Source organism: Thalassolituus oleivorans MIL-1, assembly GCF_000355675.1.
Taxonomy (GTDB): Bacteria; Pseudomonadota; Gammaproteobacteria; order Pseudomonadales; family Oceanobacteraceae; genus Thalassolituus; species Thalassolituus oleivorans.
The window spans coordinates 294,344-306,941 of sequence record NC_020888.1 but is presented as its reverse complement, the minus strand read 5'-3'; the positions used below and the strand labels follow the sequence as shown (position 1 = coordinate 306,941).

At 42.6% G+C, this 12,598-nt stretch carries 11 protein-coding genes; all 11 read left to right on the top strand.

Translation table 11 applies throughout. From position 1 onward, the window contains the following. The first annotated feature begins 4 nt into the window (after positions 1-4). Positions 5-1,216 (top strand): methionine adenosyltransferase, encoded by a 1,212-nt coding sequence (gene metK, locus TOL_RS01400; RefSeq protein ID WP_015485478.1) that lies wholly within the window; start codon positions 5-7, stop codon positions 1,214-1,216. A gap of 62 nt (positions 1,217-1,278) precedes the next feature. Further along, positions 1,279-2,661 (top strand): adenosylhomocysteinase, encoded by a 1,383-nt coding sequence (gene ahcY, locus TOL_RS01395; RefSeq protein WP_015485477.1) that lies wholly within the window; start codon positions 1,279-1,281, stop codon positions 2,659-2,661. 198 nt (positions 2,662-2,859) lie between these two features. Then, positions 2,860-4,008, top strand: coding sequence for a capsular polysaccharide export protein, LipB/KpsS family (locus TOL_RS18050; RefSeq protein ID WP_015485476.1), 1,149 nt, complete (start codon positions 2,860-2,862; stop codon positions 4,006-4,008). After that, positions 4,001-5,035: a polysialyltransferase family glycosyltransferase gene (locus TOL_RS01385; RefSeq protein WP_015485475.1), complete on the top strand. Its 1,035-nt coding sequence runs from the start codon at positions 4,001-4,003 to the stop codon at positions 5,033-5,035. The genes TOL_RS18050 and TOL_RS01385 overlap by 8 nt, the downstream gene beginning before the upstream one ends. A 61-nt stretch (positions 5,036-5,096) precedes the next feature. Continuing rightward, positions 5,097-6,014, top strand: a complete 918-nt coding sequence (locus TOL_RS01380; protein ID WP_015485474.1) for a glycosyltransferase family 2 protein — start codon at positions 5,097-5,099, stop codon at positions 6,012-6,014. Continuing rightward, the gene (locus TOL_RS01375; protein WP_081601059.1) at positions 5,972-7,225 is read left to right on the top strand and encodes an O-antigen ligase family protein; all 1,254 of its coding nucleotides are present in this window, start codon (positions 5,972-5,974) and stop codon (positions 7,223-7,225) included. Before TOL_RS01380 ends, TOL_RS01375 begins: the two co-directional genes overlap by 43 nt. Further along, positions 7,212-8,225, top strand: coding sequence for a hypothetical protein (locus TOL_RS01370; protein ID WP_015485472.1), 1,014 nt, complete (start codon positions 7,212-7,214; stop codon positions 8,223-8,225). Before TOL_RS01375 ends, TOL_RS01370 begins: the two co-directional genes overlap by 14 nt. A 3-nt stretch (positions 8,226-8,228) precedes the next feature. Then, on the top strand, positions 8,229-9,887 hold the full coding sequence (locus TOL_RS01365) for a phosphoethanolamine transferase (RefSeq protein ID WP_041588357.1): 1,659 nt from the start codon (positions 8,229-8,231) through the stop codon (positions 9,885-9,887). Beyond that, entirely contained in the window at positions 9,884-10,255 is a 372-nt protein-coding gene (locus tag TOL_RS01360) for an HAD-IIIC family phosphatase (RefSeq protein ID WP_015485470.1), read from the top strand. The genes TOL_RS01365 and TOL_RS01360 overlap by 4 nt, the downstream gene beginning before the upstream one ends. Before the next feature lies 1 nt (position 10,256). Continuing rightward, positions 10,257-11,834, top strand: a complete 1,578-nt coding sequence (locus tag TOL_RS01355; RefSeq protein WP_015485469.1) for a hypothetical protein — start codon at positions 10,257-10,259, stop codon at positions 11,832-11,834. Beyond that, positions 11,831-12,559 (top strand): glycosyltransferase family 2 protein, encoded by a 729-nt coding sequence (locus tag TOL_RS01350; protein WP_041588356.1) that lies wholly within the window; start codon positions 11,831-11,833, stop codon positions 12,557-12,559. The genes TOL_RS01355 and TOL_RS01350 overlap by 4 nt, the downstream gene beginning before the upstream one ends. The last annotated feature ends 39 nt before the right edge of the window (positions 12,560-12,598 follow it).

Below are 12,598 nucleotides of genomic sequence, written 5' to 3'. Positions count from 1 at the left end.
AGCCATGAGCGAATATTCCATTTTTACATCTGAGTCGGTGTCCGAAGGTCATCCAGATAAAGTTGCCGATCAGATTTCTGATGCGGTATTAGATGCCATCATCGCCCGTGATCCATACGCTCGTGTTGCGGTGGAAACCTTAGTAAAAACCGGTATGGCTGTCGTTGCTGGCGAAGTCACTACCTCTTGTTACGTTGATCTGGAAGAGATCGTTCGTGATGTGATTACCGGCATTGGTTACAACAGCTCTGAAGTGGGCTTCGACGGTGCGACCTGCGCCGTCTTAAACGGTATTGGTAAGCAATCGGTTGATATCAACCAAGGCGTCGACCGTGCCAAGCCGGAAGATCAAGGCGCTGGCGACCAAGGTTTAATGTTTGGTTACGCCACTAACGAAACTCCGAGCTTAATGCCTGCACCGGTTTACTACGCGCATTTGTTAGTGCAGCGTCAGTCGGAATTACGTCGCAACGGCACCCTGCCTTGGTTGCGCCCTGATGCAAAATCTCAGGTAACCATTAACTGGGAAAGCGGCTCACCAAAAGTCGATGCCGTTGTTCTATCAACTCAACATTCGCCAAGCATTTCCTTAGAAGAACTGCGCGCTGAAGTGTTAGAGCACATCATCAAGCCTGTTATACCAGCAGAATGGTTGCATGAAGGTACCTTGTATCACATCAATCCAACTGGCAACTTCGTCATTGGCGGCCCAGTAGGCGATGCCGGTTTAACCGGTCGTAAGATCATTGTCGATACCTACGGCGGTATGGCACGTCACGGTGGTGGTGCATTCTCTGGTAAAGATCCCTCAAAAGTGGATCGCTCTGCTGCCTACATGGGTCGTTATGTTGCGAAAAACATCGTTGCTGCGGGCTTGGCTGATCGTTGCGAGATTCAGGTTTCGTATGCCATTGGTGTTGCACAGCCGACTTCTATTTCGGTTAACACCTTTGGTACCGGCAAGATCACGGATATCCAGTTAGCGAAAGTGATTCGCGAAGTATTCGACCTGCGTCCATACGCGATTCAAAACCAGCTAGAGTTGTTGAATCCTATGTACCAGATCACCGCTGCGTATGGTCACTTTGGTCGCGAGCCATTTGAAACTAGCTATACCTATGTCGATCAAGGCGTGAGCAAAACGAAAACCTTTACTGCGTTTACTTGGGAACGTACCGACAAAGTCGATGCGTTAAAAGCCGCAGCGGGCCTATAAGGTCATTACAATTTTTTAGGTCGTCGGCATACCTCGACGACCCATTTTTAAGGACGGTTACTATGACTACCTTTACTGATTATAAAGTTGCCGATATGGCACTGGCCGATTGGGGCCGTAAAGAAATTAAAATCGCTGAAAGCGAGATGCCAGCCCTAATGGCGCTGCGTCGCAAATACAGCGAAAGCAAGCCTTTGGCCAATGCCAAAATCATGGGCTGCATCCACATGACGATTCAAACCGCCGTGTTGATCGAAACTCTGGTTGAGCTAGGTGCCGAAGTGCGCTGGTCGTCATGTAATATTTTCTCAACTCAGGATCACGCTGCCGCCGCTATCGCCGCTGCCAACATTCCTGTGTTTGCTTGGAAAGGCGAAACTGAAGAAGAGTTTTTATGGTGTATCGAACAGACGATTTTATCTGAAAAAGATGGCAACACCCCTTGGGCTGCCAACATGATTCTGGACGACGGCGGTGACCTGACAGAAATGGTTCACGCTAAATACCCAGCCATGCTGGATAACATCCACGGTATTTCTGAAGAAACCACCACGGGTGTGCATCGTCTGTTAGAGATGATGGCTAAAGGCGAATTGAAAGTGCCTGCGATCAACGTGAACGACGCTGTGACTAAATCGAAAAACGACAACAAATATGGCTGTCGTCACTCGTTAAACGATGCGATCAAGCGCGGTACTGACCACTTATTGAGCGGTAAAAAAGCCCTAGTGATTGGTTATGGTGACGTGGGTAAAGGTTCGGCTGCTTCATTGCGCCAAGAAGGCATGATCGTAAAAGTAACCGAAATCGATCCGATCTGTGCGATGCAAGCGTGTATGGATGGCTACGAAGTGGTTTCTCCGTACATTGATGGTATCAACGCCGGCACAATGGACAGTATCGACACTAACTTACTGGGCAAAACCGATCTGTTAGTAACCACCACTGGTAACATCAACGTGTGTGACCAGTTCATGCTGCAAGCCCTGAAAAACGGTGCAGTCGTATGTAACATTGGTCACTTCGATAACGAAATCGACACTGCGTTTATGCGTAAAAACTGGGAATGGGAAGAGATCAAACCACAGGTTCACAAAGTGTACCGTGATAAAGCTTCTGACGATCACCTGTTACTGCTATCAGAAGGCCGCTTAGTCAACCTAGGCAACGCGACTGGTCACCCATCACGTATTATGGATGGCTCATTTGCTAACCAAGTACTGGCGCAAATCTATCTGTACGAGCGTAAGTTTGCCGACATGATGGAAGCTGAAAAAGCTGAAAGCATCTATGTGAAAGTGCTACCGAAGAAGCTAGATGAAGAAGTAGCAAAAGACATGGTCGAAGGCTTTGGTGGCGTGATCACTAAGCTAACGCCAAAGCAGGCGGAATACATCAACGTTAAAGTTGATGGTCCGTACAAGCCAGAAGCGTATAAGTACTAAGGGAACAAACAACTGAGTTGTTGATACTCTATAAGTAGTAAAGCCGGTCATCTAAGTATCTTCTGCGCTTAGGGGCCGGCTTTTTTTATAAATAAGAGGCACTCTTCAGCCCTTGCATAGTAAACAAGCCAGCCAACACGATAGGCTGAACTTCAATCCTGATTGCGTTAAACTCTGCAGCCCATTAAGAGGCCGCTTATGAAACTTGCGTTTTTCGCCGCACGACGTATTCATCGCCAATACTTTACGCAATTAAGCTCTAGGCTTAATGCCTCTGACTCGCTGCCGTCGTTGGTCATATGGCACAAATTCTTATGGTTGAATCCATTCGCCTTATTACGCTTGAAGCACGTGTCGCTAGAGACTCGAACTAAGCTCGAATCTATAGTTAATGATCACATTCGAGAGAAACAAAACAGCCGCAAAGGACGTTCCCGTTCGGCCAGTTACTGGAAGCTGTTTGCTAAGGTCAAAACATTAGAAGCTCGAGCATTACTTGCCATTTATCAACAGGCTTTGGCTAACCATAAAATAAGCCATCTGGTGGTATGGAACGGATTGAAATTTCGCCAGCGTGTCGTAGTAGCCGCAGCCGAATCATTACAGATCAATCCCCTATTCATGGAAAATGGCCTGCTACCCGGCATGACGACGCTGGATAGAAAAGGCATTAACTTTTTAAATTCAGTACCACGTGATCCACAGTTTTTTATCACACGCTCAGGCCACGTGCGCAAGACCAGCATTGAACATAAAGAGCGCCCAGAGGAACTGCCAGAGCACTATGTATTCATCCCTTTTCAAGTAAATACCGATAGCCAAATCGTCTTATTTTCTCCGTGGTTAAAAGACATGACCGCCTTAGTCGATGCGCTACTTAAAGCCGAAAGCAACTTACAAGAACGCACGCCGAATATCGTGCTAAAAACTCACCCCGCTTGTGATCAAGATTATTCCGAGCTGATCAAACACCTCAATTCAAGCTCAAAAAAGATCCGTTTATATAACAGCGGCGATACACAAGCCTTCATCGCTCACGCGGATGCTGTTGCTACAATCAATTCCACCGTAGGTATTGAAGCCATCATGGCCAATATCAATACCTTAGTGCTTGGGCAGGCGTTCTATAATATTGCTGGTCTAACATTGAGCGCTCAAAGCCAAGCGGAACTAGAGCAGGCACTCACCCAGCTCGTTGGGTTTAAGCCGAACCCAACTATTCGACAGGGCTTGTTGCACTACCTAGAAAGCGAGTATCAGATCCCTGGACGCTGGCAAGACGCCGATGCTGAGCACATCGAAGCCGCTTGTGCGCACTTAGAGCAAGAGGTGAACAGGCTTGGCTAATCATCTGTTTTTAGCATCAACGCCACTCAATGTACTGACTGCGGCAATGGTAGCGTTTGAACTGCCTAATGGCGACAGCGCCGAACTCGGTTTGATTGATCAAACCAGCACCACATCGGTGTTTCGTGAAGCACTGGCTCAGTGGGATTCCAGCCCTTTTAAACGTATTCAAGTGCTATCTGAAAAAGCCGAGGGTAAAGGTAAAAGGCAGCAAAGACTAACGAGTTTCAAACTGATAGAAAAAACACTGACCGAGGTTTGCCCTAACTGGATCTACACAGGCAACGACCGCCGTATTGAATTTCAGTTTGCAATGGCACACAGCCCTGCATCTAAAGGTGTGTACCTCGACGATGGTACATACAGTTATATAGGGCGGCAAACACACTGGTTAAAAGATCAAATCCTCGACCATTGGGTGAAAAAGCTAGCGTACGGCCATTGGTGGAAACAGCCCCCTGCGATTGGTGCATCGGCTTGGATTCATCATTCAATATTGGCGTTTCCCGAGTTAGCTTTACCAATACTAAAACGTAAACCCTGCCAATCTTTACCTAAGAATTTGCAACGTCCTGAGTTCACAGAGCTCTCTGAACTTTGCTTGAACCAACACTCATTAGCTTTAGATAACGTATCGGGCTTATTACTGCTCTCACACAGTTCCGCTATGTCAGCCAATCAAGAACAACTTGGGCAATGGTTAGAACAGTGCGGTGAGGATATTGGCTATAAACATCATCCGCGCACAGAGTTAGAATTGCAGTCTGAAGACGCTGCTAACAGCATCTGGCATTTACCCCTGCGTGCCCGAGCTATACCAGCGGCAATACCAATGGAAATACTATTACCTCTATTGCCACAACACTGTAAAATCGCAGGCGATATTTCAACAGCGCTGCTAACCGCAAAATGGCTAAGACCCGAACTTGATGTAACCGCCATCGTTCGCTCGGATGCAGATCATAACTGGATACAGTTACTTAAACAGTTAGGTATAAACCTAATCAACAATCCCAGTTCAAACTGAACACAGTGGGCACACCAATCGACACTCATTAATGGTGTGAAAGGACGATACGAACACGATTATGTTGCATAAAACTCTACAATATTGGACACATCGCCTATTGCGCAAAGGCCCGATACGCCTAGCCATGACGTTACTGGTACGCAACGAAGTAGACATCATCGAAGACAATATTCGTTTTCATGCAGCGCAAGGCGTCGATTGTTTTGCGGTTATGGACAACGGCTCAACCGATGGGACTCGCGAAGTACTTGAAAAGCTCAAAACAGAGTTTGACCTAGACGTCATCGACCAACCCGCGCAGAATTATCAACAAGCGTTGTGGATGACTCAATTAGCCGAATACGCACGCACGACCCTCAAAGCTGATTTGGTGATTTCTAACGACGCCGATGAATTCTGGTTAGCGCAAGAAGGTACTTGTTTAAAAGATCACTTAACGGCTAACGATTCTGTAGTCACCCTCAAACGCCGGAATATGGTGCTAACAGAAGCCTGTCTCAAAGCCGATTATCATTACAGCCAAGCTCAATATGCGGTTAAAAACCCTATCCTCTACAGCTCAGATACCCAGATCAACGACACCGCCGTATCTATGCTACTGGTTAAAATAAGTCCCAAGACCATCGTGAATCCTCACGGACTGATTAAAATGAAAGGCGGAAATCATCGCGCAAAGCACGGCTGGCGCGCAGTTAATGCTCGTGAAGAAAGCGGCATTACCGTCTATCATTACCCCATTCGTAACTACGAACAATTTGAAGCCAATATAGTTAATCGCCAAAGGCTCCTGCGCGATACCAAAGCGCGTATGGGTGATCATTATCGTCGTTGGGTTAAAATTTATGAGCAAGGGTTGTTAAAGCAAGAATTCAACAAATTTATTTTGTCAGATGCTGACATTACCACCACCAATCGCATTGGTGTGACAGAAGAATGCCAGACAGTATCAGCGGCATTGAAGAAGGTTATAAAATAATGCGAGCATTCTTTACTGAAAACATCGAACGCATCTATAGCAGTTTTATGTTAACGCTATTGTGTATTGTATTTTTGTTAAATCATAGCAACCAAAATAGCAGCCAAAGTATGGCGACACTACTGTTATTACTTAGTCCTCTAATGATTATCAGAAAACCAAGTTCGAATTCGCTGCCATTCGGACTCCGCTACTTTATCGCAAGCTCGTTAGCCCTATTTGCATATAGCCTGATGATATTTTTTCACCATGCACCGTCTGAAATTGCTTGGACAAGTATGCGCGGGTTGTCCTTCTATCTCCTAGCTCCCGTTGCGGTTTATATACTTTGGTACAAGCCGCCATCAATGCAGTTTATATTTTGGCTAACTTTCTCTGCGACTCTATTTTCTTTGTATCCAGTAATCAAAGAATATTTTGGGCATGGTGCTAGAGGAGCAACATCCGCCCATCCCATATTCTGGGGGAATGTCTGTCTCACAACAGGTGTGGTTATTTTTATTCTTTCGCGTGACAAACAACTAAAGCTGCGAGGGAAAAATCTAATTGGGCTTATCGGTCTAGCAATGGGACTAACCGCATCGTTTTGGTCTCAAACTCGGGGAGGTTGGCTGAGTATTCCTATCGTCTTAATAGCATTAGCCTTGTTTCGTGTCGTGAAAGTACGAGAACTGCTAATTGCCAGTATCATTTTGGTCGTAATATTCAGCACGTCCGAAATGTTACAAAAGCGCTTACTAGCCACAATTGAGACTTCGAACAGTGGATTCCACCTCGATACATCTACGCAACGTAGAATTGATATGTGGAATGTCTCTATTCAAGCATTCGAAGAAAACTACGCTTTAGGCAACGGACTGGATGGGTTCTCAAGAAAAATTAAAGAATTAAGAGAAAAAAATGAAGTGAAATTCTATTTTGAGCATGCTCATAATGAAGTTATGGAAGTACTCGCGAGTCGCGGAATTATTGGTCTAGTCCTGCTCATATCGCTTATTTCTGGGTTATTGCTCACCTACTGGCGCCACCGAAAGAGCACTTATGCCATCGCCGGATTAATTTCTACCGGACAATTTCTTATCTATAGCACGAGTGAAGTCTTCTTTAGCACTAAATTCACAATAACATATTTTCTTATCCTACAAAGTCTACTACTAATTGCTTGCTACAAAGTGAATAGCCATAAGAGTGTCCCTAATGAAATCTCTTGAAAAAAAGTTATTTGAAAAATTAGCGAAGAAAGGCTGGTTCACCGTAGCGAAGATCGTCTGCCGATTTCAGTTGTTCTCGAAAAAACACCTTAGCGAGAAGCAATTTGATCAATACTTAACGACCCTAGGGCCTCGTGAAGTTACTCTCAAACTAAAAAATAAGACGGAACGCCAAAAGCGTAAGCTGACATCTTTCAATCAAGATAACTTACGAAAGCCAACGAAAAAACTAAAAATTGCCATATTACTTAGCGGCCAGCCGAGGAGTCTTGAAAACTGCATAGATTCTTTACAGAGATTTTTCTATGGTCATGACGTTTCTTATTTCTGCCATTCTTGGCAAGGACAAGTTCTGCCAAAGCAACTAGCCTTACTAGGAAAATACCAGCTAGTTGAAACTGAATCTCCCGATTTTTCTGAGTATGAATACGAAGCCATAAAAACGTTTGGCATTAAAAAATTTGGCGACGGCACGAAAGTTCCTTATGTTAGCCCTAACGTATTCCCCATGTGGTTTGGTGTACAAAAGGCTTTTCAATCAATAGAAGAGCATAATCAAAAGGCCGACGACTTCGATTTGATATGTCGTATGCGTTATGACAATTTTTGGATAGGACAGTTTGATTGTGAGGATAAAATTTTAGCCGAAAATGAGGTTATGATTGACCACAACTACAATGGTTACGGCGGTTATGGTGATCAATTCGCCATCGGCAAACCACAAACAATGAAAATCTACTGCAATTTATACGATTGGCTAGTCACCGAATTTTTAAAAGGGGAATCATCTGAACGATGCTTCCCAGAAGTAATGTTAAAAGATTACATGACTTTTTCCGGTCTAAAAGTAATACAAGAAAATTTTGGGCTGCGCCTATTACGTCCCGAATTTGTTGGTTTGTCAGCACACAAGATCCCTCTAAGAAGTCACAAAGCAAGTAGCGAGCGCAACGCCAATATGGCGAAATATCTCGCTGAGAAATATCCGGAGTTTGTATAAAGCATGAAGATAGAGAAATTACCCGAGATACTTAGAAATCCATTACTGTGGTCACTAATAGTATTACTATATCCTCTACTACATGAGGTTGTATTCTCAGATTTTGTACGAGAAGGAGAATACAATTCACGAATAGGCTGGTCCTTCATATCTGCTTTCTTAATTACCTTAGGAAATCGACGTTGGATAACTGCTATCGTTTTATTTCCATTTCTACTCGGTGGAATCTGCGATATTGGCTATGCTTATTCTTTCGGAGGAGTATTCACCACTGCAACGATGGAAGCTGTAGCGTATACAGACCAGTACGAAGTCATTGAATATATAAATACTTATTCAACTTGGCAGTTAACCACAATATTAACAGCATTCCTCTTACTCTATTGCGCCGCCGTTTATTGCTGCAAGAAACCAGAAAGCCTAAAAACTCAAAGAGTTATATTTGTTCTAGGTAGTATATTAATAATAGTTGTGGTCTACCGTACCACGGTGATGGGGAAGTTTCATGACACTATACCGGGTATTTTAGGTACTCTACCATCTTATCACTTAGGGAGTATTTCTTTGCAAAAGGAAGTTGAACTTCGTAGAGACATGCTCGATTCAACAAAACTGAAAGCGGTGATAAAAGATAAAACTAATTCGCAAACCCACATTTTCATTATTGGCGAATCTGCTACTAGAAATCATATGGGAATTTACGGTTACGAACGAGATACAACACCGCGACTGTCATCACTAAAGAACGAGCTAGTCATCCTCGACAATGTCATTAGTAGTCATGTACAAACTCAAGCTTCACTTCGAGTAGCACTAACAGCAGCAACAGGTGTAGATGGTGATGATTATCGAGAATCTCCAAGCATAATCGATATCGCTAACATTGCTGGCTATAAAACCTTTTGGATTTCAAACCAACAACCGCAAAGGGCTACTATTGCTTCGATATCTCATCAGGCAAACGTTACACATTATATTAGCAATGATTTCAACGGTGTCGAGGTACGTCGGTTTGATGAATACATGTTGGATAGCATTAAAAATGCTATTGAAGATCCAGCACCATTTAAATCAATATTTATACACATGATGGGCAGTCATGCTAGCTATGAAAATCGTTATCCCGAAGCTTTCGACCAATTCAAAGACCAGCAGGCAACTGGGTATAAGGCAGTATTGGACGATAGAGAAGTAGATGCTATTAATGCTTACGACAACTCTATACTTTATTCAGATTACTTTGTCAGTAAAGTGATATCGCTGTTAAAGCAAGGTAACTCAGAAAGTAGGCGAACACTCACTTATTTTTCAGATCATGGCGAGGAAGTGTTTCAGGCTGCAGATATTAAAGGGCATACTCCCGACAACTTGACTAAAAACATGTTGGAAATCCCCTTTATAGTATGGGCTTCTGATAGAGATTCTGATGATATCGCCATACTTAATAAAAATTCTCATCGTCCTTTTATGTTAGATGGGTTATTCAGTTATGCGTTAACAATGCTAAATATATCGAGTGACATGTTATCTGTAGAGCGCAGTCCTGCATCTAACGACTTCAAAGCCCCACTAAAAAGGAAAGTGTATAAATTTACATACGAAGAAGCCTTTCCAAATAACGGTCAAAACATTCAGAGAAAACTTTTGGAATCTAATATATGAAACGATTAGTGTTTGACCTCGACAACACTCTAACCGTCGAAGGGAGCGGTGACTATGCCGATGTCAGTCCGAGGATGGATATGATAGAGAAGCTTCGAGAATATAAAGACTCAGGATTTGAAATAATTATCAGCACCAGTCGAAACATGCGAACCTATAATGCCTCCGTAGGTAAAATCAATGCCAACACCTTGCCTGTTATTCTTCACTGGTTAGCCAAACATAAAGTTCCATTTGACGAAATACATGTTGGAAAGCCTTGGTGCGGTACAGAAGGGTTTTATATCGACGACAAATCAATCAGACCTTCGGAATTTAGAAATCTCAGTTATGATAAGATCATACAATTACTAGAGAAAGAAAAGTAGCATGCTAATTGTTACATCCGCTCAGTTCGTTAGTGCAGAACTTATCGCAGAGTTTGGTGAAATACCACCTGCTTTTTTGCCAGTCGGCAACAAACGGCTTTATCAGCATCAATTTCGACATAGCACTGAATCCGAGCGGCGGATACTAACTCTACCCGACAATTACCATTTACCAAAATACGATGAACAGTGGTTATTGAAGCACCGTATTGAAGTTATCTATTTATCATCAAAGATGAGTCTTCGGGAGTCACTAATACAGTGCATCAGAAAACTAGGAGATTTCAGTGAAAATATTTCTATATTGCATGGAGATACGTTAATTGAAGGGATCGATTATCAATTAAAAGACATTGTCTCCATCGCTCGCACAGATGACTATTATAAATGGGCAGGCATATCGAAAACGGAATCGAAAACACTATTCACAGAGGCATTTGATGCGCGAGAACCAGGAATGGTCGTTAGTGGCTACTTCCAGTTTTCATCAATAGATATACTGTTAGCTTCTTTGGAAAGTAGCGATAGCTTTATCTCTGCTCTAAACCATTATTCCAACACTCTCACGCTATCAGCAATACACTACCCCGCTTGGTTAGACTTTGGCCATGTACATACATACTTCCGCTCTAAATCGAGAATTACAACTCAGCGTTCCTTTAATGATTTAGATATTTCACCTCGCGTCGTCAAGAAATCAAGTGCCAAATCATGGAAAATGAAAGCCGAATATCTGTGGTTTAAATCTCTTCCAGAACAGCTCAGCATATACACACCTCACGTATTCAGCTTCGAACAAAAAGAAAAATCTGCCTCTTACGAGATTGAATATCTCTATATGTCAGCATTGAACGAACTCGCAGTATTCTCCGAGCTCCCTGGTGTCGCCTGGCAACGAATAATGCAGTCTTGTAGCGAATTCATTACAGACGCTAGAAAATATGCAGGACCAGAGTCACTCGCCGATTCAATTAATGAATTCCATCAAGCGAAAGTTTTCGAACGTTTAAAGACATTACGTGAATCAAGCACCATAGATCCAGACTCCGATTGGATTTTAAATGGCGAAAAATTACCGTCATTAAACTCTATTGCGGAAAAATGTAACGCATCAACAAGAGCAGTGACTCCCGACGATATCTACATAAGCCATGGTGACCTGTGCTTTAGTAATATCCTCTATGACTTCCGTGTTCAGTCGGTTCGACTCATCGATCCACGAGGCACGCTGGATGAACAGACATTTACACCTTACGGTGATGGCCGTTACGACATAGCAAAACTATATCATTCTGTCATCGGTCGCTACGATTTCATTATGGCCGGAAATTATCATCTAGACATAATTGGAAAAAGCAGTATAAATTTTAGAATCCCGCATCATCCAGTCCTAAATAACATCGGCGAGCAACTAATGGAAAATAGGGCTTTTGGTTATGACAAAGAGGAGATCATTCCTATAATGATCAACCTATTTATTTCAATGCTTCCATTACATGCGGATAGTGATACCAGACAAATAGCATTAATTGCAAATGCTCTTCGCTTATTCAAGGAATATAAGGATTTACTAAAGTGATCGTAATCCCAATGGCAGGTATGAGCAGTCGTTTTTTTAAAGCTGGGTATACCATTCCTAAATATATGTTAGATGCGCATGGAGCATCATTATTTTCTCATTGCGTAGGCAGTTTTAAAAAATACTTTCTATCGGAAAGCTTTCTATTCATTGTTCGTGAGGTTTATGATACCAAAAATTTCGTCGATGCCGAATGCAAAAAACTAGGGATTTTAGACTACCAAATTGTAACTTTAAATAATGAGACGCGCGGTCAAGCAGAAACAGTATATCTCGGGTTAGAAAGATCTACGTTTAGCAAATCTTGTTCAATTACAATTTTCAATATTGATACAATTCGTCTGAACTTTTCATATCCGAAATTTATAGATAGTATTGATGGGTACTTAGAGGTATTCAAGGGTAGTGGCGACAACTGGTCATTCGCGAAAGAAGATCCTGAGAACCCCGGAAAAGTTATAGAAACTGCAGAAAAAAATCCAATTTCAGATTTATGCTCGAACGGCCTTTATTTTTTTAAATCAGCAGACCTGTACATTAAATATTTTAAAATAATGGAGTCCAATGGAGAGAAAGGGCTAGCAAAAGGAGAGTTATATATAGCACCCATGTATAATTATCTAATTAACGACAATCTAAATATTGCTTATGATCTAGTAAATAAAGATGACATCATCTTTAGTGGAACACCAGATGAATATACAGAATTTCTGAAATCGAATTAAAATAAGCCCTTTAAGATTTAAAGGGCTTTACATTTATAA

Excerpts from the sequence above, each read along its gene's own strand:
- TOL_RS01355 (WP_015485469.1), top strand. The coding sequence starts at position 10,257 with ATGCTAATTGTTACATCCGCTCAGTTCGTTAGTGCAGAACTTATCGCA.
- TOL_RS01380 (WP_015485474.1), top strand. The coding sequence starts at position 5,097 with ATGTTGCATAAAACTCTACAATATTGGACACATCGCCTATTGCGCAAA.
- TOL_RS18050 (WP_015485476.1), top strand. The coding sequence starts at position 2,860 with ATGAAACTTGCGTTTTTCGCCGCACGACGTATTCATCGCCAATACTTT.
- TOL_RS01360 (WP_015485470.1), top strand. The coding sequence starts at position 9,884 with ATGAAACGATTAGTGTTTGACCTCGACAACACTCTAACCGTCGAAGGG.
- TOL_RS01375 (WP_081601059.1), top strand. The coding sequence starts at position 5,972 with ATGCCAGACAGTATCAGCGGCATTGAAGAAGGTTATAAAATAATGCGA.
- metK (WP_015485478.1), top strand. The coding sequence starts at position 5 with ATGAGCGAATATTCCATTTTTACATCTGAGTCGGTGTCCGAAGGTCAT.
- TOL_RS01365 (WP_041588357.1), top strand. The coding sequence starts at position 8,229 with ATGAAGATAGAGAAATTACCCGAGATACTTAGAAATCCATTACTGTGG.
- TOL_RS01370 (WP_015485472.1), top strand. The coding sequence starts at position 7,212 with ATGAAATCTCTTGAAAAAAAGTTATTTGAAAAATTAGCGAAGAAAGGC.
- ahcY (WP_015485477.1), top strand. The coding sequence starts at position 1,279 with ATGACTACCTTTACTGATTATAAAGTTGCCGATATGGCACTGGCCGAT.